Annotated in this window: 20 protein-coding genes; 7 read left to right on the top strand and 13 right to left on the bottom strand. The window is 71.7% G+C overall.

Going from position 1 to position 21,724, the window contains the following annotated elements; genetic code table 11:
• Positions 1 to 4 precede the first annotated feature (4 nt).
• Both ACU436_RS02600 and ACU436_RS02605 read left to right on the top strand, forming a co-directional pair.
• Positions 5 to 826, top strand: a complete 822-nt coding sequence (locus ACU436_RS02600) for an iron-sulfur cluster-binding protein (protein ID WP_459021182.1) — start codon at positions 5 to 7, stop codon at positions 824 to 826.
• A gap of 97 nt (positions 827 to 923) precedes the next feature.
• Positions 924 to 3,512 carry a glycosyl hydrolase gene (locus ACU436_RS02605; RefSeq protein ID WP_459021184.1) on the top strand — a complete coding sequence of 863 codons (2,589 nt, stop codon included), beginning with the start codon at positions 924 to 926 and terminating at the stop codon, positions 3,510 to 3,512.
• A gap of 12 nt (positions 3,513 to 3,524) precedes the next feature.
• Here ACU436_RS02605 and acs read toward each other — a convergent pair whose 3' ends face one another.
• The 12 genes from acs to ACU436_RS02665 form a co-directional block, all read right to left on the bottom strand.
• Positions 3,525 to 5,492, bottom strand: coding sequence for an acetate--CoA ligase (gene acs / locus ACU436_RS02610; protein ID WP_459021186.1), 1,968 nt, complete (start codon positions 5,490 to 5,492; stop codon positions 3,525 to 3,527).
• A gap of 28 nt (positions 5,493 to 5,520) precedes the next feature.
• Positions 5,521 to 6,216, bottom strand: coding sequence for an acetate uptake transporter (locus tag ACU436_RS02615; protein ID WP_459021188.1), 696 nt, complete (start codon positions 6,214 to 6,216; stop codon positions 5,521 to 5,523).
• Between the two features lie 269 nt (positions 6,217 to 6,485).
• Positions 6,486 to 6,689 (bottom strand): hypothetical protein, encoded by a 204-nt coding sequence (locus ACU436_RS02620; RefSeq protein ID WP_459021190.1) that lies wholly within the window; start codon positions 6,687 to 6,689, stop codon positions 6,486 to 6,488.
• Positions 6,690 to 6,863: 174 nt separating this feature from the next.
• Positions 6,864 to 9,053, bottom strand: coding sequence for a catalase/peroxidase HPI (gene katG / locus ACU436_RS02625; protein WP_459021192.1), 2,190 nt, complete (start codon positions 9,051 to 9,053; stop codon positions 6,864 to 6,866).
• A gap of 55 nt (positions 9,054 to 9,108) precedes the next feature.
• Positions 9,109 to 9,537 (bottom strand): Fur family transcriptional regulator, encoded by a 429-nt coding sequence (locus ACU436_RS02630; protein ID WP_459021194.1) that lies wholly within the window; start codon positions 9,535 to 9,537, stop codon positions 9,109 to 9,111.
• A 71-nt stretch (positions 9,538 to 9,608) separates the two neighbouring features.
• Positions 9,609 to 10,409 carry an IclR family transcriptional regulator gene (locus tag ACU436_RS02635; protein ID WP_459021196.1) on the bottom strand — a complete coding sequence of 267 codons (801 nt, stop codon included), beginning with the start codon at positions 10,407 to 10,409 and terminating at the stop codon, positions 9,609 to 9,611.
• 52 nt (positions 10,410 to 10,461) lie between these two features.
• A complete protein-coding gene (locus tag ACU436_RS02640) occupies positions 10,462 to 11,409 on the bottom strand; it encodes a DUF6282 family protein (RefSeq protein ID WP_459021198.1) in 948 nt (315 codons plus the stop codon).
• A gap of 51 nt (positions 11,410 to 11,460) precedes the next feature.
• Complete coding sequence (locus tag ACU436_RS02645) at positions 11,461 to 12,447, bottom strand: cyclase family protein (RefSeq protein ID WP_459021200.1); 987 nt, start codon at positions 12,445 to 12,447, stop codon at positions 11,461 to 11,463.
• A complete protein-coding gene (locus ACU436_RS02650) occupies positions 12,444 to 13,868 on the bottom strand; it encodes an MFS transporter (RefSeq protein ID WP_459021202.1) in 1,425 nt (474 codons plus the stop codon). Before ACU436_RS02650 ends, ACU436_RS02645 begins: the two co-directional genes overlap by 4 nt.
• A 102-nt stretch (positions 13,869 to 13,970) precedes the next feature.
• A complete protein-coding gene (locus ACU436_RS02655; RefSeq protein WP_459021204.1) occupies positions 13,971 to 14,894 on the bottom strand; it encodes a hypothetical protein in 924 nt (307 codons plus the stop codon).
• Between the two features lie 6 nt (positions 14,895 to 14,900).
• Positions 14,901 to 15,695: an HpcH/HpaI aldolase family protein gene (locus tag ACU436_RS02660; RefSeq protein WP_459021206.1), complete on the bottom strand. Its 795-nt coding sequence runs from the start codon at positions 15,693 to 15,695 to the stop codon at positions 14,901 to 14,903.
• Positions 15,696 to 15,876: 181 nt separating this feature from the next.
• Complete coding sequence (locus ACU436_RS02665) at positions 15,877 to 16,614, bottom strand: SDR family NAD(P)-dependent oxidoreductase (RefSeq protein WP_459021207.1); 738 nt, start codon at positions 16,612 to 16,614, stop codon at positions 15,877 to 15,879.
• Between the two features lie 141 nt (positions 16,615 to 16,755).
• Between ACU436_RS02665 and ACU436_RS02670 the strand changes: the two genes are divergently transcribed.
• From ACU436_RS02670 to ACU436_RS02690, 5 genes are read left to right on the top strand one after another with little or no spacing between them, the layout of a single operon-like run.
• The gene (locus ACU436_RS02670) at positions 16,756 to 17,487 is read left to right on the top strand and encodes an IclR family transcriptional regulator (protein WP_459021209.1); all 732 of its coding nucleotides are present in this window, start codon (positions 16,756 to 16,758) and stop codon (positions 17,485 to 17,487) included.
• Entirely contained in the window at positions 17,487 to 17,882 is a 396-nt protein-coding gene (locus ACU436_RS02675; RefSeq protein ID WP_459021211.1) for a carboxymuconolactone decarboxylase family protein, read from the top strand. The genes ACU436_RS02670 and ACU436_RS02675 overlap by 1 nt, the downstream gene beginning before the upstream one ends.
• Positions 17,883 to 17,887: 5 nt before the next feature.
• A complete protein-coding gene (locus ACU436_RS02680; RefSeq protein ID WP_459021213.1) occupies positions 17,888 to 19,354 on the top strand; it encodes a flavin-containing monooxygenase in 1,467 nt (488 codons plus the stop codon).
• Positions 19,351 to 20,277 (top strand): MBL fold metallo-hydrolase, encoded by a 927-nt coding sequence (locus ACU436_RS02685; RefSeq protein WP_459021215.1) that lies wholly within the window; start codon positions 19,351 to 19,353, stop codon positions 20,275 to 20,277. The genes ACU436_RS02680 and ACU436_RS02685 overlap by 4 nt, the downstream gene beginning before the upstream one ends.
• On the top strand, positions 20,274 to 20,852 hold the full coding sequence (locus ACU436_RS02690) for a carboxymuconolactone decarboxylase family protein (RefSeq protein ID WP_459021217.1): 579 nt from the start codon (positions 20,274 to 20,276) through the stop codon (positions 20,850 to 20,852). Before ACU436_RS02685 ends, ACU436_RS02690 begins: the two co-directional genes overlap by 4 nt.
• 37 nt (positions 20,853 to 20,889) lie before the next feature.
• On the opposite strand, the gene ACU436_RS02695 is transcribed toward ACU436_RS02690, so the two are convergent.
• On the bottom strand, positions 20,890 to 21,723 hold the full coding sequence (locus ACU436_RS02695; protein ID WP_459021219.1) for an SDR family NAD(P)-dependent oxidoreductase: 834 nt from the start codon (positions 21,721 to 21,723) through the stop codon (positions 20,890 to 20,892).
• Between the last annotated feature and the right edge of the window lies 1 nt (position 21,724).

Below are 21,724 nucleotides of genomic sequence, written 5' to 3' on the forward strand. Positions count from 1 at the left end.
CGTGATGACCCTGCAGCCACTCGAGCGCACGGACGACGACCGGCCGGCCCCGTCCTGGTGCCACGCCGAGGTCATCGACAACCGCCCGCTCACCGACCGGTACCACCACCTCCGGCTCGCCGCCCCGGGCATCGCCGCGTCGGCCCGGGCCGGCCAGTTCGTCATGCTGACGGCCGCCAAGGACGAGTCGGCGGGCCCGGTACTCCCCCGCCCCATGGCCATCTACACCCGGGACGCGGCCGGCGGGGTCGTCGACATCCGCTACGCCGTCGTCGGGCAGGGCACGCGGGCGCTGTCCACGTTCGCCCCGGGTGAGCGCATGGTCGTGGTCGGCCCGCTCGGCCGGGGTTTCGCCGTGCGCCCGGACACCGACCGGGTGCTCGTCGTCGGCCGGGGCATCGGGACCTGCTCCCTCACGTGCGTGGCCCAGGACCTCGCCCACGGGCCGGTCGCGCTCTTCGCCGTCACGAGCGGCCGCGATCCGGGGTCCGTGATCGGCGCGGACCTGTTCCGCGAGCACGGCGCCGCCGCGGTCTGGGCGGTGGACGACGCCGCGGGCACCAGCGACGTGGCCGCGCTGCGCGCCCGGCTGCACCGCGAGCTCGACGGCCGCCCGCCGCAGCAGATCCTCACCTGCGGGTCGGAGCGGCTCGCCCGGCTCTGCGCCGAGCTGGGTGCGCGGTGGGGCGCGTCGGTGCAGGTCTCCCTGGAGGCGCACATGGCGTGCGGCCTCGGCTACTGCCACGGGTGCTCGACGGGTGGGCCCGCCGGCGCCGACGAGTCCCCACTGGTCTGCCGTGACGGGCCGGTGTTCCGGCTCGCCTGAATCGCTTCAACCTGCCGCCTACACCTGCGCCGCCTTGTCCTGCGGATTCGCTGTTGATACGTTCCAAACGATCCGGCGACCCGAGGGAGTCGAGACGATGCCGTCAGCAGGTCAGGCCGTGCGCGCGCTGCGAGCGGGCTTCGCCGACCCCCCGCCGGAGGGCCGGATCATGATGCGCTGGTGGTGGTTCGGCCCCTTCGTCGAGGAGGCCGAGCTGGCCCGCGAGCTGGAGGCCATGGCGGCGGCCGGCATCGGCGGGGTCGAGGTCGCCTCGGTGTACCCGCTGTCCACGTCGGAGGCCGACCGGGAAGCCGGCGGCTTCCTGTCCGAGCGGCACCTGTCCCGGCTGCGGTTCGCCGCCGAGACGGCCGCCCGGCTCGGCCTGCGCTTCGACGTCACCATCGGCAGCGGCTGGTCGTTCGGCGGCCCGCACATCACGGACGGGACCGCCGCGCGGCGGCTGCGGTGGGACGCGCGCGAGGTGCCGATGGGCCCGTTCCGGATCACGGCCGCGCAGCCGTGGCCCGGTGACGAGCTCGTCGCCGCGTACATCGGCGACGGGTCCGAGCAGGAGCCGCCCACCCGCTTCGAGCGGCTACCGGTCCGCGACGGCGCCGTCCAGGTCCCGGCGGGCCCCGGCCCGCGAACGGTCCTGCTCGCCGTCTCCAGCCCGACCGGCCAGAACGTCAAACGGGCCGCGGCCGGTGCCGAGGGACCGGTGCTCGACCACTGCAGCCGCGCCGCCACCGAGGCACACCTGCGGGCGGTCGCCGAGCCCATCCTCGCGGCGGTGCCGAGCGAGCTCGTCACCGCGGTGTTCTGCGACAGCCTCGAGGTGTACGCCGCCGACTGGACCCCGGACCTGCCGGCGGAGTTCCGCGCCCGCCGCGGCTACGACCTGCTGCCCGAGCTGCCGCTGCTGCACACGCGCGGCGAGGGCTCGGAGCGCGTCCGGGCCGACGTCGCGGCGACGCTCGGCGAGCTGTACGAGGAGAACTTCGTCGCCGTCGTGCGGGAGTGGGCGCAGCGGCACGGCGTCCTGTTCCGGATCCAGAGCTACGGCCAGCCGCCCGGCCCGCTGTCGGCCTACCGGCACGCCGACCTGCCCGAGGGCGAGGGCTGGGGGTGGCGGTCGGTCACGCAGACCAAGTGGGCCACGTCGGCCGCGCACCTGTACGAGCGGCCGGTGGTCTCGTCCGAGACGTGGACGTGGGTGCACTCGCCGTCGCTCGCCGCCACCCCGCTCGACCTCGCGGGCGAGGCGCACGAGCACCTGCTGCTCGGCGTCAACCAGCTCATCGGCCACGGCTGGCCCTACTCGCCGCCGGACGCGCCGGCACCCGGCCGGCTCTTCTACGCGTCGGGCGCGCTCACCGACGCGAACCCGTGGTGGCCCGCGATGCCCGGGCTCACCCGCTACCTGCACCGGCTGTGCTGGCTGCTGCGGCAGGGCGAGCCGGTCGTCGACGTCGCCCTCTACGCCCCGAGCCGCGACGCCGTCCAGCACTTCACCCCGGGCGCCCGCGGCTACCTCGACCTCTGGCACGCCACGCGCACGCACATCGGCGAGGCGCTGCCCGCCGCGCTGCGGGAGGCCGGGTACGACTACGACCTCGTCGACGACACGGCCCTGCGGGAGGCCGACTGCGGCCGGTACCGCGTCGTCGTCCTGCCGTTCGTTCGCGACCTGCCGGAGGCCACGGCACGCCTGCTCGAGAAGCAAGGCACCGTCCTCACCGTCGGCGGCACGGTCCACCAGGACGGTTGGACCGTCGTCGACGACGTCGACGCGCTGCTGCCCGCGCTCGCCGCGCTCGTGCCACCGGACGCTCCGACCGCTCCCGACGTCGGCGTCGCGCACCGGCGCGTGGGCGAGGCGGACGTCTACTTCGTCGCGAACACCGGACCGCACGAGCGGGCGTTCGCGCTGCGCCCGCGCGACGAAGCGCGAGTCGTCGAGCGGTGGGACCCGCGCACGGGGGCCGCCCGCCGGGCCGAGGTGCACGACGGTGGCGTGCCGCTCGAACTCCAGCCGTACGAGGCGGCCGTCCTCGTCGCGCTCCCCGTGGCCGACGCGGACGTGCCGGCCACGTCGGCGATCGGCCCGGTCGACACGGTCGAGCTCGCGACGGGATGGACGCTCGCCTACGAGGACGCCCCGGAGGTCCGCCACGAGGTCGCGCTCCCCCACCGGTGGGAGGGCGACCCGGTGAGGGCCGACTACTCGGGCGGCGCCACCTACCGGACCACCGTCGACGTGACCGCCGACCAGCTCGGTGGCACGCTCCTGCTCGACCTCGGCCCGGTCGGCGCGGCCGCCCTCGACGCCGCGGACGAGCCGGGTATCCGCGGCAAGTCGTTCCGCGCCGAGGTCACCGCGCCGGTCGGCGACGTCGCGCAGGTGCTGGTGAACGGCGACGACCGCGGGTGGGTGTGGGCGCCGCCGTACAGCGTCGACGTCACCGGCGCGCTGCGCCCGGGCGAGAACACGATCACCGTGCGCGTGCTGAACACCGGGCTCGGCGCGCTGCGCGCCGCCACCGGGCTCGACACCACCGTCGAGGCCGTGACCCGGGTCTACGGGAAGCGGTTCGCGATGCAGGACCTGGGCCGCGCGCAGCGCCCCACGAGCTCGGGGCTGCGTGCGACGCCGTCGCTCCGGTTCGTCGGGTCCGGCAGCACGTGACGTGGGCGCTCCTCACCCCTCCTTGGCGGCCTCCGCAGTCGCCCGATCCTTGATCTCGTTCACCACGTCCGGGTCGGCGAGCGTGGTGGTGTCGCCGAGCGAGCGGTTCTCCGCCACATCACGCAGCAACCGTCGCATGATCTTCCCCGAGCGGGTCTTGGGCAGGTCCGGGGTGAACACGATGTTCGCCGGCGCCGCGATCTTGCCGATCTTGCGACCCACGTGGTCGCGGAGCTCGGCGAGCTTGTCCGGCGTCCCTTCCCGGCCGCCCTTCAGGCTGACGTAGGCGACGATGGCCTGCCCCGTCTGCGCGTCGACCCGCCCGCAGACCGCCGCCTCGGCGACGTCCTGGTGGTCGACGAGCGCGCTCTCCACCTCGATGGTCGAGATGCGGTGGCCGGAGACGTTCATGACGTCGTCGACCCGGCCCAGCAGCCAGAAGTCGCCGTCCTCGTCGACGCGGGCGCCGTCGCCGACGAAGTAGACGCCTCCCGGGTACTTCGACCAGTACGTCTCCCGGTACCGCTGCGGGTCGTTGAAGATCCCGCGCAGCATCGCCGGGTACGGCGCGGTGAGCACGAGGTACCCGCCCCCGCCGGGTCCCACCTCGTTGCCCTGCTCGTCGTAGACCGCCGCCTGCACGCCCGGGAACGGCTTGGTGGCCGAGCCGGGCTTGAGGGTGGTCACGCCCGGCAGCGGGGTGATCAGGATCTGCCCGGTCTCGGTCTGCCACCAGGTGTCGACGACCGGGGTGCGCCCGCCGCCGATGTGGTCCCGGTACCAGATCCAGGCCTCCGGGTTGATCGGCTCGCCCACACTGCCGAGCAACCGCAGCGTCGACAGGTCGTGCCGCTCGGCGTACTCCGGGCCCCACTTCATGTGGCTGCGGATCGCGGTCGGCGCGGTGTAGAGCACCGTGACGCCGTAGCGCTCCACGATGTCCCACCAGCGGTCCTTGTCCGGGAAGTCCGGGGTGCCCTCGTAGAGCACGCTCGTCACCCCGTTGCACAGCGGGCCGTAGACGATGTAGCTGTGGCCGGTGATCCAGCCGATGTCCGCGGCGCACCAGTACACCGTGTCCGGCTTGATGTCGAAGATGTAGTGGTGGGTGGTGCTGGTGCCGACCAGGTAGCCGCCCGTGGTGTGCACGATCCCCTTGGGGGTGGCCGTCGTCCCGCTCGTGTACATGAGGAACAGCAGGTCCTCGGCGTCCATCGGTTCGCAGGGGCACGACGCCGGGTCGTCGGACCGGTCGGCGGCGGCCTCGTCGTAGAAGACGTCGCGGCCGTCGGTCATGGCGACCTCGGTGCCGGTGCGCCGCACCACCACGCAGGTCTCGACGCCGGGTGCCGCGGCCATCGCCTCGTCCGAGATCGACTTCAGGGACACCGGCCGGCCCCGGCGAAGCGCCTCGTCCTGGGTGATGAGGACCTGGCACTTCATGTCGTTCATCCGGGCGGCGAGCGACTCCGCGGAGAAGCCCCCGAACACCACGGTGTGCGGTGCACCGATCCGGGTGCAGGCCAGCATCGCGATCGGCAGTTGCGGGATCATGCCGAGGTAGATGGCGACCGGCGTGCCCCGCTGGACGCCGAGCTTGCGCAGCGTGTTGGCGAAGCGGGTGACCTCGCGTTGCAGATCGGCGTAGCTGAGGTCGCGCCGGGTGTCCGCGGGTTCGCCCTCCCAGTGGTAGGCGATCTTGTCCCCGTTGCCCGCCTCGACGTGGCGGTCGACGCAGTTGTAGCAGACGTTCAGCTTTCCGCCGAGGTACCACTGGGCATACGGCGGATCCCACTGCTTGAGCTGCTCGAAAGGCGTGAACCAGGTGACCCGTTCCCGCCCTTCGGTCTCCCAGAACTCATCGGGGTCACGACGGTAGACGTCGGGTTGGGCGTTGGCCTCGCGCGCGAAGTCGGGGGGCGGCGGGTAGGTCCGCTCCTCGAGCAACAGGGCATCGATGTTGGTCGACTCGGTCGTCACGTGGCACCGCCTCCCGCGGATCGCCGGGTCACTGCGGAAGCGGCTGCCCCGCCCGGGTCGCGGCCGGTGGCGGTGCCATCGAGGACAGGTCGAAGACCTTCCCGCCCAGAGGCAGGACCACCCAGCCCGCGGTCCCCTTGATCACGATCGCGGCGGACGCGTACCAGGCGACGAGCGCGGTGAGGACCCCCAGGTACCCGCCGATGACGGTCAGGACGCCCACGCCGGTGAACTCCGCGACGGCGAGGACGATCTCGGTGATCTCCAGGGTGAGGAAGACGAGGAACACGGCGGTGTTGACCTGCGTGCTCCAGACCAGCATGTACGTGTTGAAGATCGCGAAGGCGACGAGGATCCAGCCGACGTTGACCGACGCCTGCCCCGGGCCGAGCGTCGGCTCGATGAGCTGGGCGAAGAAGGCCATGCCCAGCCAGAACCCGCCGTAGGTGGAGAACGCCACCGCCCCGAAGACGTTGCGGTTGCGGAACTCCCACATGCCGGCGAGCAGCTGCACCAGGCCGCCGTAGGCAGCGGCGAACGCCACCCAGGCGGAGGCTTCGGTCCAGCCCGCGTTCACCGCGGACAGCAGGAACGTCGTGAGCGCGAACGCCGCCAGCCCCAGGCCGGCGGGATCGGCGACGGGAGTGGGCTCGACCCTGGTCAGCGGGACCTCCGGACCCGGGGTCGGGGGTGGGCCCCCCTCGGGCTCACGTTGGCGCGGCACGAACCCCGCTCGTGTTTCTGTTCCCTGGGATGCCATCGTCAGCCCCTCTCGTTGCCGACATGCTCATACGACAGGGTCGGAGTACCCGCGGGGCAGCCGGAGAAACGCATTCCGACCGCCGACCGGACCAATCATGGCGACCACCGGAGCAAATTCTCACGTTTGCGAGGAAAATGCCCGTCTGCGACTTTGTTCCGCATTATTCAATGCACGTTCAGTGGTCCGGACATCACGGACGATACAGCCACGCGACGCCGTCGCCCGGTTCGTCAGGTCCCGCAGTACGTGATGTGGGGCCGGCTCCCGGCCGGCGCCGGTTCGGCGTAACGCTCCAGCCCCGGGCGCTCGTCGAACGGGCTCGAGACGACCTCGACGAGGCGGTGGAACGGCGCCATGTCCCCGGCGGTGGCCGCGGTCAACGCCTCCTCCACCACGTGGTTGCGCGGCACGTGGACGGGGTCGACCCGGTCCATGGCCGCCGCCTGCTTCGAGGTTGGTCCGGCGGCTGCAGACGTGATGTCCCTGCGCGAAGCGGTCTCCGTGCCGCCGCGGCTCTCCGAGCTCATGATCGACGATTCGGCGCATTCGCGGGCCAAATTCGCCCGTTCTCGCGCCGAAGCAATGATCATGCCCGCGATGCTCGGTCCTCAGCGGAGGTCGAACCGGTCGAGGTTCATCACCTTGTCCCACGCCGCCACGAAGTCACGCACGAACTTCTCCTTCGCGTCGGCGCTCGCGTAGACCTCGGCGATGGCCCGCAGCTGGGAGTTCGCGCCGAAGACGAGGTCGGCGGCCGTGGCGGTCCACCGGACCTCCCCGCTGTGCCGGTCCCGGCCCTCGTACACGTTCTCCGTCTCCGAGACCTTCCACTCCGTCCGCATGTCGAGCAGGTTGCGGAAGAAGTCGGTGGTCAGGGTCTCGGGGCGGTCGGTGAGGACGCCGTGCTCGCTGCGCCGGAAGTTGGCGTTCAGCGCCCGCATGCCGCCGAGGAGCACCGTCATCTCCGGTGCGGAGAGGTTCAGCATGTAGGCCCGGTCCACCAGCAGGGTCTCCGGCGGCAGCTTCTCCCCGGCCCGCAGGTAGTTGCGGAATCCGTCCGCCTTCGGTTCCAGCACCGCGAACGAGTCGGCGTCGGTCTGCTCCTGCGAGGCGTCGGTGCGCCCCGGCGTGAACGGCACGGTGACGTCGTGCCCGGCATCCTTGGCCGCCTTCTCGACCGCCGCGCACCCGCCCAGGACCACGAGGTCGGCGAGCGAGACCTTCGTCGCGGCCTGCGAGCCGTTGAAGTCCCGCTGGACCTGCTCGAGGGTCTGCAGGACCTTGCCCAGCTCGTCCGGGTCGTTGACCTCCCAGTCCTTCTGCGGCGCGAGGCGGATCCGCCCGCCGTTGGCCCCTCCGCGCTTGTCGGTGCTGCGGAAGCTGGCCGCCGCCGCCCACGCGGTGGAGACGAGCTGGGAGACCGACAGCCCCGAGGCGAGGACCTTCTCCTTGAGCGCCGCGACGTCGGCGGCACCGATCAGCTCGTGATCCACCGGCGGGACGGGGTCCTGCCAGATCTGGGGCTCCGCGACCCACGGGCCGAGGTAGCGCGAGACCGGTCCCAGGTCGCGGTGCAGCAGCTTGTACCAGGCCCTCGCGAACGCGTCCGTCAGCTCGTCCGGGTTCTCCAGGAAACGCCTGGTGATCGGCCCGTAGATCGGATCCACCTTCAACGCGATGTCCGACGTCAACATCATGGGGGCGTGCCGGGTCGCCGGGTCGTGGGCATCCGGCACGGTGCCCTTGGCCTCCGGGTTCTTCGGGGTCCACTGCTTCGCCCCGGCGGGGCTCTCCGTCAGCTCCCAGTCGTACCCGTACAGGATCTCCAGGTACCCGTTGTCCCACTTCGTGGGCTCGGTGGTCCAGGCGCCCTCCGGCCCGCCGACCATCGTGTCGACACCGTTGCCGCTGCCGTAGGAGTTGTTCCAGCCGAGGCCCTGCGCCTCGACCGGGCAGCCCTCGGGCTCCGGCCCGATGTACTCCGGGCTGACCGCGCCGTGGCACTTGCCGACGGTGTGCCCGCCGATGATGAGCGCCGCGGTCTCCTCGTCGTTCATGGCCATTCGGGAGAAGGTCTCCCGGATGTCGCGGGCCGACGCCAGCGGGTCGGGGTTGCCGTTCGGCCCCTCCGGGTTCACGTAGATCAGGCCCATCTGCACGGCGCCGAACGGCTCGGCGAGCTCCCGGTCACCGCTGTAGCGCTCGTCGCCGAGCCACGTGTCCTCGGAGCCCCAGAAGATCTCCTCGGCTTGCCAGCTGTCCTCCCGTCCGAAGCCGAAGCCGAACGTCTTCAACCCCATCGACTCGTAGGCGACGTTGCCGGCGAAGATCATGAGGTCGGCCCAGGAGATCTTGCGGCCGTACTTCTCCTTGATCGGCCAGAGCAGGCGGCGCGCCTTGTCGGTGTTGGCGTTGTCGGGCCAGCTGTTGAGGGGCGCGAAGCGCTGGGCGCCCTGGCCACCGCCACCCCGGCCGTCGTGGATGCGGTACGTCCCCGCGGCGTGCCAGCTCATCCGGACGATCATCGGCCCGTAGTTGCCGTAGTCGGCGGGCCACCAGTCCTGGGAGGTGTGCAACAGCTCGGCGACGTCGCGCTTCAGCGCCTCGACGTCGAGGGTCGCGAACTCCTCGCGGTAGTCGAAGTCCGCACCCATCGGGTTGGCCCGGGGCGACTGCTGGTGCAGAACCGTGAGGTCCAGCTGGTTCGGCCACCAGTCCCGGTTCGTCCTGGGACGGGGCACCTCGGGGGTCGGGGAAGGGATCGCCGGGTTCTCGGACTCGCTGATGCTCTCGGTCACGTCCGCTCCATCTCCTGTCTCGCGCTGTGTCGCCCCATCGCCCCGCGAGCTCCGCTCAGCCGAGTGCCGCGACGCACTCGGGGCACCGGCCCCGGTAGATGACCTCGGCCTCGTCGATCGCGAAGCCCTGACCGTCGGACGGGGTCAGGCAGGGCACGTCGCCGACGGCGCAGTCGACGTCGGCGATGGCGCCGCACGACCGGCACACGACGTGGTGGTGGTTGTCGCCCACCCTCGCCTCGTAGCGAGCCACCGAGCCCGGCGGCTCGATGCACCGCACGAGGCCCACCGCGGTGAGCGCGCGCAGCACGTCGTAGACGGCCTGGTGGGACACCTCGCCGAGGTCCTCCCGGACGAGCCCGATGATCGAAACCGTGTCGGAGTGCGGGTGGTCGTGTACCGCGGACAGCACCGCCAGCCGAGGCCGCGTCACCCGTAGGGCGGCCCCGCGGAGCATGTGCTCGAGGTCCGACATCGTTGGCACCGCGCCCCAGCGTGGCCCTGTCCCTTGAACGAATCAAGACGGGTCGAGTAGCGAGCCCGGGTGGTCCTCGGCTACGAGGCCTCGACGGACCGGGCGACCTCATCGAAGTCGCCGGGGATGAGCGACCTCCAGACGTCGGTACCGCCCATCTCGGCCGTGACCCGGAACGCGGCCTGGCGCAGTGCCGTGGCGATCTCGGGGACCTCGGGCTCCACGCCGACCACCGCGATGGTGGCGGCGACGTCGTGGTCGTCGAACACGGGTGCGGCGAGGATGCCCAGGCCACCCATCGGCGCGAGGGCGCGGGCCAGGCCGAGCGCGCCCGCGGCGGCCACGTCGGCCTCGACGCGCCGCCGCTTGACGGGGTCGAGGCTGTCCCAGTACCTCGCGATCGCCTCCTGGTCCTTGGAGAAGCGGAGGAACAGGTGGCCCTGGGCCGAGTCCATCCCGAGGGTGGTGCCGACCCGCACCGTGACCAGGATCGGGCTCGTGCCGACCTCGCTGACGAGGGAGACCACCGGGCCCTCCGACCCGCGCAGGGAGAGCACCGTGGTCAGCCCGGTCTCGTGGGCGAGCCGACGCATGTGGATCGGCGCCAGGTCGAGCACCCGGCGCTGCCCGTGTGCGACGGCGCCGAGCTGGAGCAGCAGCGGGCCGGGTTCGTAGGCCGCCTGCTCCCCGCGCGAGCGGGCCAGGACGCCCGCCAGCACGAGGGAGCCGAAGTAGCGGCTGACGGTGCTGCGGTTCAGCCCGACGAGGGATGCCGCCTCGGCCACCGTGAGCCGCGGCCGGTTGACGGTGAACAGGGCCAGCAGCTGCCCGACCCGTTGCACCGCCTGGATGTCGCCGGTGCCACCCGAGCCGCTGGTCAACCGTCCTCCTCTGCGTGCGGGTTCAGCGACTATACCCAGCACGCCCCGCCGGTCACGGGAACAGCAACCCCGCCGCGTTGCCACCGACCATCGCCCTGATGTCGTCCTGCGCGGTGCCCGCGTCGAGCATCGCGCGGACCATCCGCCGGTACGCCGTGATCGGCAGTGGGTTGTTCTTCTGCCCCAGGTCGGAGGAGAAGATGGTGTGCCCGACGCCCGCCTCGCGCAGGAAGCCGCTGATCTTCTCCACGGGCGGGACGTCCGACGCCTTCTTGGCCACCATGGCCAGGCAGTGCTCGACGTTGGCTCCCTGGCGGCACCAGGAGCCGACCCGTTCGGGCGAGGCACCGACGATGAAGTCGGGATGGCTGACGACGATCCGCTCGACGCCCGCCGCGAGCGCGGCCGGGATCAGCACGTCGATCTGGTCGGCGGGCAGGTGCCCGCAGTTGAGGATCGCCGACTCCGCCGCGATCACCGACAGGATGTCCTGCGCCTCCGGTACGAGCGCGCCGTCAGCCCCGACCACGCTGATCGGCTCGTTGTCGCGCAGCGGGATGCCGGCGACGGGGAAGCCGCTGTTGTGGTTGTGCTGGTGGAACTCGAGGTGCGCCGGGGAGGAGATCGTCGGGAACCACACCACCCGGCCACCCATCCGCAGCGCGAGCTCGACCCCGTACGGGTTGAGCCCGCCGACGGTCCGGTTCAGCGCGATGCCGCCGAACGCCTGCACGCCGGTGTCGGCCAGCCCGACCGGCCCCAGCGCGAGGATGTCGCTCTGCATGCTGTGGTGGTGGGACTTGCAGACGATGGCGCGGAACCCGACCGTCGCCGCGTCGGTGGCGGCGTCGAGGATCGACATCCGCCGCGGGAACGGGCTGGGGCCGGGGTGCGTGTGCAGGTCGACGCCACCGGCGAGCAACCCGTCGGCCTCGGCGTCGGGCACGAACCGATCGGCGTCGAGCGTCTCGTCCCACAGGCCGGAAGCTGTCTGGGTCATGAGGTACTGCCCCTTTCGCACTTGATTGCCCTGCTCACTTGATTGCCCTGCTCACTTGATTGCCATGGCGTTGGGCGGGGAGCCGACCCCACCGACGAGGTTCAGCGGCTTCGCCGTCACCATGAACTCGTAGCTGCCGTCGGCGGCGCAGTCGGCGGCGAGCTCGTCGAGCTTCCACAGCTCGCCGATGATCATTCCGAGCAGGCCGATGAGCGGGCGGTGCAGCATCCCGTTGTGCGAGGGGCCCCGCGGTGGCGGCGGCTCGTCCGGGTCGACCCATCCGGACGACGGGTTCACCGGGTACGACTCCAGGCCCCCGTTGTCCGACGCCATCACCGCGATCCGGTGGTCCCACAGCCAGGCGAGCATCTCCTCGGACTGGTCGAGGCCCGCCCCGCCGGCGCCCCGCTCGCCGCGCCGTTCGGCCGGGAGCCGCAGCCAGCTCTCGGCGAACCCGGTGCGCAGGAGCACGACGTCGCCCGGCTGGACCGTCACGCCGCAGTGCTCGGCGATGCGGTCCAGGTCGGCCGGGGTGAACCTGGTCAGCTTCCCGAGCGCGAGCGGGTCGCCGATGCTGTCGTGGTAGCGCACGGCGTCCAGCAGGATCCCCCGCCCCGCGATCGCCTTCTCGGCCAGCAGGTGGATTCCGAGGTCGGCCGTGCCCACGGCGACGGCGTCGTCGGGCACCCCGCCGTAGAAGCCGTGCCGGGGGTGCCGGATGTGCCGCAGACCGTCGACCTGGGACGTCGACTGCAGGTAGAACGAGTCGACCCAGTCGTCGCGGTGGTGCGGGTTGTTGGAGAAGATGTGGTGCTCGGTGGCGGGACGGGTGCCGGAGATGCTGTTCGGCACGAAGGTGTTGAGCGGGTAGTCGAGGTTGAACGTCGCACCCCGGCGCACCATCCGGGCGGCGGCCGCGGTCCGCTCCTCGGTGAGGAAGTTGAGCGTCCCGAGCTGGTCGCCCGGCCCGAACAGCTCCCACGACGACCCCGGTGGGGCGTCGGTGCGCCGGGCCAGCTCCTCGTAGGTCGGCGTCACCCCTGCTCCTTCGCCGGGGCGAGGGACGACGTGGCCGCGGCGGCGACCGGTGGCTCGGGCACCCGCTCCGCGTCATGGCCCGCCTTGCGCAGGTCGATCCCCCGCGTTTCAGGGCCGCACAGGGTGGCGACGAGGATGAGGATCCCGCCGAGCGAGGCGAGGATGCCCGCGGTGTACACGAACGGCACGAGCGCGCTGAGCCAGATCATGTAGTAGGAGAAGAAGGACGGGATGATCACCGCGGTGCCGTAGGCCACGCCCCATCCGGTGGAGCGGACGATCGTGGCGAAGCGCTCGTTGATGTAGGCCGGCAGCACCCCGAACGGAGCGACGGTGAGGCAGTGCCCGGCCACCGCGAGCAGGGTCAGGTTGAACCACCCGTCGACCGTCCCGGAACCGATGGCCGTGATCACCAAGGGGTACAGCACGATCTGCAGGGTGCTTCCGATGTACAGCGCCCGTTTCCGGCCGATGTGGTCGGAGAGCCATCCGAACAGGATGTACGAGGCCATGGCCACCGGGATGATCAGCTGCGTGTTGGCCAGGTCCGCCGGCGTGTAACCCTCGTTCTGGAGCAGGAACTGGTTCAGGACACTGCTGTTGATCGTGACGACGAAGAAGAGGCCCGTCATCGTCACCCAGGCCTGGACGAACGCCCGGCCGGGCTTGCCGCGCAGGATCATCCGCACCGGCGACTTCTGCTGCTTGCCCGCCTGGGCCACCGCTTCCTTCTGGATCGCCGACTCCTCGACCCTGCGGCGCAGGAACCAGGCCACCAGGATCGACAGGACGAAGCCGAGGACGAACGGCAGGCGCCAGCCCCACTGCACGTAGGGCGAGTCGACGCCGCCGCTGGGTGCGATCATCAGGGTCAGGGCCATCGAGACCGCGACGAGGAGCGGACCACCGCTCGCCGCACACTGGATGATGGCACCGGTCAGACCCCGCCGGTGGGACGCGGTGTGCTCGAGGGCCATCGGGGTGGCCGCGGTGTACTCGCCGCCGAGGAAGATCCCCTCGATGAAGCGCAGCGCCAGCAGCAACGTGGTCGCCGGTACCGCCCCGATCAGCTCCGCGCCCGGCAGGCAGGCGATGAGCAGCGACATCACCCCGAACCCGTAGATCGTGATGGCGCCGATCCGGCGACGCCCGATCCGGTCCGCGAAGTGCCCGAAGATCAGCCCGCCGAGCGGGCGCCCGAGCAGGGTGACGGCCAGCGTCATGCCCGCGAAGATCGACTTGGCTTCCACGGACATGTCGCCCTGGAAGTAGACGAGTGCGGGCAACAGCACCGACGACGCGATGTAGATCGAGTACGAGTCGATGGCGAAACCGGCCCACGCGCTCAGGACCGCCCGCCGCCGCCGTCCTCGGAGTTCGGGGTCCGTCTCCGCGGTGAGGCCGGACGTGCTCTCGGACATGACTGGTCTCCTTCGACCAATGAAAGACAGCGGGACCGCATCAGGCACTGCCGATATCGCCGTGACGCACGACGTGCGGCACGACCGGAACTGCGCGGTGGGTCAGTCGACCGGGCCCGGGTACTCGTCGGCGTTGAGCACCCACCCCGGCCGTGCCGAGAAGTCGTGGCGCGGGCCGGAGAAGATGTCGATGAGGTGGTTCGACCGCCACGCGACGGCCTGCGACGTGTGGATGGTCGGCGGCGGGATGATCGTCACCGACGGGCTGCCGACCTGCACGTGGTCCTCCGGCCGCCAGGTCCGGCCGTCGGTGCCCCACGGGGTCTGGATGTGGTGGACGTACGTGCCCGCGACCACGAGGCTGGCCTGCTCGAAGTCGTCGTGGAAGTGCGGCGACATCTTCGACAGGTCGCGCGGGCCGGGCCGCGCGTCCATGAAGTTGACCATGAAGGCGCGGGTCCGGAAGATGCGCCCGAAGCGCTTCGGGTCCTCCGGCACGTCGGACATGAGGTAGGTCCGCCACCGGTACCCGCCCACGGGCTCCGGCCAGGGTTCCAGCGGCGCGACGTGCGGGTGCGGAGCCTCGTACGCCGCGGCGTTGGACGCCTTGGCGGCCCACTCGGTCTCGTCCGCCTGCAGCAGCGCGGTGACCGGGCCGGTGCCGGTGCTCGTGATGGCGCTCTCCCCCGGCGGCACGACCACCAGCGCGGGGCCGGTCACCTCGTGCGTGTCACCGGTGCCGGTCGTCCCGCTGATGGCGCTGTTCTCGTCGATCAGGAGCAGCACCTGCTCGGTCCGCAGCGTGGACTTCCAGATCAGGTCGCCCGCGGCCGGCTCGGTGTAGATCAGCACGAAGTTCTGCCCACGGACGATCCACTGGCTGCTGCCGGCGGCGGACACCACGTCCGGGGGGAGCACGGAGAAGTCGAGGTACTCGGGAGCGGCAATGCCGTCACCCGCCACCGGCCCCGCGGCCCCGCCGGGCCCCGCCAGTGCCGATCGGGGGTCGTCCTTCGTGTAGGCCATCTGTGTTCAGTCCTCCTCGTCGACGGTGGGTGCGGCGAGGGCCGAACGGGCCGTCGCCATGTTTCGTCGAGCGGCCGCGCCGAGCATGCCGGTGTCGTTCCCGACGAGGATGAACCGGCAGCCCTGCTCGGCCCGCAGCCGGATCTGGTCCTCGCCCGCCACCACGGTCCCGACCGGGACCCCGGCCTCGACCGCCGCCGCGATGCACTTGGTGACCGCGTCGTGGACGGCGGGTGAGCCACCCGGTTCCCCCATCGAGAGGGACAGGTCGCCGGGGCCGATGAAGACCCCGTCGACGCCGGGCGCGGCCAGGATCCCCGCGATGTCCTCGACGGACTCCTTCTCCTCGATCATGGCGATCCGGGCGACGTCCTCCTGACCGCCGCGCACGTACTCGGCCGCGCCGCCGGGCAGGTTGCCCCACAGCCCGGCGCGCGCCGCGTACCCCATGCCGCGCGTGCCCTCGGGCGGGAACAGGAACTGGCGCATCGTGTCCGTCGCCTGCCGCGCGTTCGAGACGTGCGGCACGAGGACGCCCGCGGCGCCCGCGTCGAGGTAGCGCTGCGCGTCCCCGTATCCGTGGTCGGTGATGCGGACGAGCGGGGCCACGCCCATGCGCGAGTACACGACCAGCAGGGCGTAGACGTCCCGGACCGAGAGGAGCGCGTGCTCGGTGTCGATGATGACGAAGTCGAACCCGGCGTCGCCGATGATCTCCGCCACCTCGAGCGCCGGGATCTTCACGAAGGTGCCGACGACCGGCCGGTCGGAGGACCGGAGCAGCTCTCGGAACATGGCCATGGGCAGATCTCCATCGATTGCGCGCCGGGTCGTCACGATGCCGTGATGATGTTCGAGTTACGAACATCGTGTTCGCGATGCAGACTTGCACCGAGCGCTTCCGTTGCGCAAGGGGCAGCAGCGACTCGGCGACGCGTATCGATTCAGTCCGCGTCCGTGTCCCGCGATGCGCGACAGGCGGCTACTGCGCCACGTACCCGCCGTCGACGCTCAGGACGGTGCCCGTGATCCCGTCGGCGTCGGGCGAGGCAAGGAAGCCGATCGCCCGCGCGACGTCCAGCGGCGTGGAGATCCGGCCGAGCGGGTGCCGGCCCACCACGGCGGCGGCCGTCGCCTCGGGATCCGGGTCCGCCGCCCTGGCCTCCGCGATGAAGTCCGTGTCGATCGCACCCGGGGCCACCGCGTTCACGCGGACGCCCCGCGGCGCCAGCTCGACGGCGAGCTGCCGGGTCAGCTGGACGAGCGCGCCCTTCGTCATCGCGTAGACGCACTGGTTCGGCATGCCCACCAGTCCGGAGATCGACGTGACGCTCACGATCGCGCCCCGGGTCCGGGCGAGAGGTTCCGCGGCCGCACGGGAGTGCACGAAGGCCCCGCGCACGTTGGTGGCGAACAGGAGGTCGAAGTCGGCGTCGGTCGACTCCCCGACCGGCTTCCGCAGGAACCGCGCGGCGTTGTTGACGAGCAGGTCGAGGCGGCCGAACTCGCCTTCGGCGACGGAGACGGCCCGCTGCGCCGACGCGCTGTCGGCGACGTCGCCCACCACCGGGACGACGCCCGCGAGGTCGTGGAAGGCGGACGAGACGGCCGGCGAGATGTCGGTGGCGACCACGGCGTAGCCGCGGCCGGCGAGCAGCTCGACCACCGCTCTCCCGACGCCACCGGCGGCACCGGTCACGAGCGCAACCCGTTCAGTCATTCGCTTCCTCCCAGATCGTCCGACTGCCTGACAAACACTGCCTGAAGAGCATTGACCACGGCAATGCGCTCAACTAGCGTCATTCGCTGTCGCGCATGGCGCGACCATAGTCCCGAGATACGCGACGGTGTGGAGGTGCGTATGGGGAAGGCAGAGGCGCAGGTGGACGGCGAGGCGTCGGGCGGCGACATCCAGGTCGTCGCCCGGATCGCGACCTTGCTCGACTGCCTGGACCCGGACTCGCCGTACCTGGACACGCAGATCACGGCCAAGGTGCTCGGCGTCGGGCGCTCCACCGCGCACCGGTACCTCGTGTCGCTGGAGAAGCGCGGGCTCCTGCGCCGGCGCGACGCCACGACGTACGAGCTCGGCCCGGTCCTCAGCAGGCTCGGCACCCTGGCGCTGTCCCGGCTGGGCGTGCTGGAGGCCGCCGGGCCGGTCATGCAGGAGCTCGGCCGGGAGATCCACAACACCGTCGTGCTGAGCGTCTGGGGCGGGCGCGCCCCGGTCATCGCGCGCGTGGTGCCCGACAACAGCCGGATCACCACGATCTCGGTCGAGGTGGGCCGCTCGCTGCCGCCGGACGCCGCGCAGTCCCGCGTCTTCGCCGCCTACCACAAGCTGGGCCGGGGCACCGGGCGCCTGCGCGCCGTCGACGACGAGGGGCTGCGGCCGGTCGGCGGGTTGCTGACGGCGCGCCAGGTCTACGCGGGCGGCGGGTTCAAGACGATCGCCGCCCCGATCCTCACCGCCGACGGCGCCATCGTCGCCACGCTCGCGGTCATCGGCCTGGCCGTGTTCATGCCCGAGGAGGAGGACGACGCGGTGTCCGAGCGGCTGATGTCCGCCGTCTCCCGGATCGGCGTGAGCTGATGCGCGACGACGGTGACGCGAGCATCGCCGAGGGGCTGGACGTACGGCGCGCGATCTTCGGTGCCGAGCTGGTCGAGCGGAACTACACCAACGCCTCCGAGTTCAACCGTCCCGCCCAGGACTGGATCGCCGGGGCGGTGTGGGCGGACGTGTGGACCCGCGACGGGCTGGACCGGCGCACCCGCAGCCTGGTCACGCTGGCGATCCTGACCGCGCAGGGCCGCTCCACCGAGTTCGAGTCCCACGTGCGCGGCGCCCTGGCCAACGGCTGCTCCGTGGCCGACATCCAGGAACTGCTCCTGCACACCGCGCCCTACTGCGGCGCACCCGCAGCCCTGCAGGCCTTCCGCCACGCCGAACGGGTCCTCACCGAGGCGAACGAGCTCGCACCATGAGGCGGGTGCCCCGACGCTGCATCCGGGTCGCCATCATCGGCGCCGGCTTCGGCGGCATCGCCGCCGCGATCAAACTCCGGCAACGCACCTCGGCCACCTTCGTGGTGTTCGAACAGTCCGCCGGCGTGGGCGGCACCTGGTACGACAACCGCTACCCCGGCTGCGAGGTCGACATCCCCTCCCACGCCTACAGCTTCTCCTTCCTGCGCCACGACTGGTCCCACACCCACGCCCGCCAACCCGAACTGCTGCGCTACGCCAACCACGTCGTCGACACCTTCGGGCTCCGCCCCCACATCCGGCTCAACACCAAGGTCACCGACGTCACCTGGGACGAGGCCGAAACGCGGTACGAGGTGCGCACCGCCGACGGCGACAGCGACACCTTCGACGTCGTCATCTCCGCGCTCGGGCTGCTCAACGTCCCCAACCACCCCGACTGGCCCGGCCTCGAGGACTTCCGCGGCACCCGCTTCCACACCGCGCACTGGCCACCGGACCTGGACCTGACCGGCAAACGCGTCGCCGTCGTCGGCACCGGCTCGACCGCCGCCCAGATCGTGCCCGGCATCGCCGACACCGTCGGATCCCTGCGGGTGTTCCAACGCGAGCCCGGATGGGTCGAACCCAAACGCGAACGCGCCTTCACCGCCCGCGAACGCTGGATCTACCGCCGCATCCCCGGCGCGCAACGGCTGCACCGCGGCTGGCTGTTCGCCCAGTCCATCGCCCGCTTCCGCGCCTACAACACCACCAGCCGCGCCCAGCACGAGAAACGACGCAGCTGCCTGGACCACATCCGCCGCACCGTCCACGACCCCGCCACCCGCGACGCCGTCACCCCCGACCACCCCTGGGGCTGCAAACGACCGGTGCTGGCCTCCACGTTCTACGAAGCGTTCAACCTGCCCCACGTCGACCTGATCCCCTACCCCGTCACCTCCGTGACCGGCAACGGCATCGTCGACGCCCGCGGCACCCACCACGACATCGACGTCCTGATCACCAGCACCGGGTTCCAGCCGACCAGGTTCCTCGCCGGCCTCGACGTCCGCGGCCTGGACAAACGCAGCATCCACGACGCCTGGCAGGACCGCGCCTCGGCGTTCCTCGGCGTCACGGTGGCGGGCTTCCCGAACTTCTTCATCCTCTACGGCCCCAACACCAAGGGCGGCTTCTCGATCATCGCCCAGCTGGAACGGCAGGCCGAGGTGGCGGCCAAGGCGGTGCGCCGGCTGGAGTTCGGATCCGGCTACGTCGACACCGACGAACGGATCCAACGCCGCTACGTCACCTGGATCGACGACCAGATCACCCGCAAAGCCGGCGCCATGGAATCCGGCTGCCGCAACTACTACCACTCCCCGAACGGCGCCAACATCACCCAATGGCCCGGCAGCCACCTGAAGTACCTCCTCGTCACCAGGCTCCTGCACCGCATCGGGATCCGCGAGACGGCGGCCCAGCGGTGACGGCGCCGGCCCGGGCACACGCCCGCAACGACGCGACCCCGTTGCACCGGTTCCACGTCGGCGCGGTCACGATCACGCCGCTGGTGCAGTTCCACTACCGCGTCCACCCGCTCCGGTTCTTCCCGGACCTCGATCTCGACACCGTCGACGAGGACGCCTGGTACTGGCGGCCGCCGTACCGCGAGGACGGGTTCCTCGTGATCGACATGGGTGGCTTCCTGGTCCGCACCCCGCAGCGGACCGTTCTCGTCGACGCCGGCGTGGGCAACGGCAAGGACCGGCCGAACCCGCTGTTCACCGGCCGCGACGACGAGTGGTTCGCGGCCCTGCGGCGGGCCGGCGTGACGCCGGACGAGGTCGACACCGTCGTCTTCACCCACCTGCACGTCGACCACGTCGGCTTCACCACCCGCTTCGACGGCTCCGCCTGGGTTCCGGCGTTCCCGAACGCCCGGCACCTCACCACGGCGGCCGAGCTCGCGCACTGGACCGGCGGGGCGGCCGCGGGCGACGTCGCCCGCCTCGGCGACTACGTCGGCGACAGCGTGCTCCCGCTGCGCGACGCGGGAGTCCTCGACCTCGTGGAGCCGGACCTGCGGCTCTGCGACGAGGTCCGGCTCGTACCGGCGGCGGGGCACACCCCGGGCAACGTGTGCGTCGAGGTCGCGTCGGAGGGACGGCGCGCGGTGTTCGCGGGCGACATGGTGCACCACGCCCTGCAGCTCGCCTTCCCCGAACGGAGCACGGACTTCTGCGTCGACCAGGCGGGCGCGAGCGCGGCCCGGCAGGAACTGCTGCGCGACATCGCCGACCGGGACGTCCTGCTCTTCCCGGCGCACTTCCCCAACTCCGCGCCGGGCCGGGTCGTCACCGACCCGGCCGGTGGCTACCGCTACGAGATGGTCGAGGGAGACCCGTTGTGACCGATCGCCTTTCCCGCATCACCCCCGACGACATGAGCCCGGAGCAGGCGGAGGTCTACGCGAAGTTCACCGGCGGCAAGCGCACCGCGCCCGGGGCGTCCTTCTCCCTCCTCCACCCGGAGGGCGGGCTCATCGGGCCGCCGAACGCCTGGCTGCTCAGCCCGCCCCTGGCCGGCGTGTTCGAACGCGTCGGCTGGACGATGCGGTACGGGCTCGAGCTCTCCGACCGCGCCTGCGAGATCGCGATCCTGCTCGTCGCCTTCCACCGGGAGAGCCCCTTCGAGCTGTACGCGCACCGGAGGGCCGGGCGGGCCGCCGGGCTCACCGACACCGAGATCGAGGGGCTCGCCACCCGCACCCCACCCGAGTTCCGCTCCGACGAGGAACGCCACGTCTTCGCCGCGACGCCCGCGCTCCTCGACCGGAAGACCCTCGACGACGCCGAGTACGCCGCGGCCGTCGCGGGGCTGGGCGAGCGCGGCCTCTTCGAGCTGGTGGCCTTGGTGGGCTACTACGACCAGGTAGCAACTCAACTGGCGGTCTTCGGGGTGAAGCCGCCCGACGGCGATCGGTAGACCTGACAGCCCACTCAGCGTGTGTGAAGTCGTCTCGCTACCCCAGCTCGGGGTGCATTCTCGCGTCCCCCGGCCCCGGGTCCCACGCCCCGGCGCCCCCGGACGGGCGGACGATGCTCACCGCGGCCGCGCCGCCGTCCACCGACACGACCTCACCCGTCATGTACGCCGCCCCCTCTCCCAACAGGAACGCGACGACCGAGGCGATCTCGTCACCCGTCCCGGGCCGGCGCAGCGGGGTGGTGGCGGCGCGGCGCGCCATGTCGTCCCCACCACCCGGGCCGGTGCCCGCCCCGGCGAACAGCGCGGTCGGCACGATGCCCGGGGCCACCGCGTTGACCCGCACCCCGATCGGCCCCCCGTAGAGCGCGGCGCCCTTCAGCAGGCCGAGCACGCCGTGCTTGGAGGCCTGGTAGGCGAGCAGGTCGTCGCTGCCGCGCAGGGACGCGATCGAGGCCGTCAGCACGATCGCGCCGCCACCCTCCTGCGCCTCGTACTGCCGGAACGCCGCACGCACCCCGAGGAACACCCCGCGCAGGTTGATGCCCATCACGCGGTCCCAGTCCGCGACCGACAGGTCGGGCAACCGGACCAGCGGTCCGGGGATGCCCGCGTTGAGGTGGTGCAGGTCGATGCGGCCGAACTCGGCGACGCCCGCCGCCACCGCGGCGTCGACGTCGGCCTCGCTCGCCACGTCCCCGGTGCGCACGAGCACCGGACCGGGCAGCTCCTCCGCCAGGGCGGCCAGGCGGTCGCCGTCGACGTCCACGAGGACCAGCCGCACGCCCTCGGCGGCGAGCCGCCGCGCGGTGGCGGAGCCGAGGCCCCCGGCCGCACCCGTAATCAGACAGACCTTCCCGTCAAGGCTCATG

It is taken from the genome of Pseudonocardia wallangbongensis, from assembly GCF_054486945.1.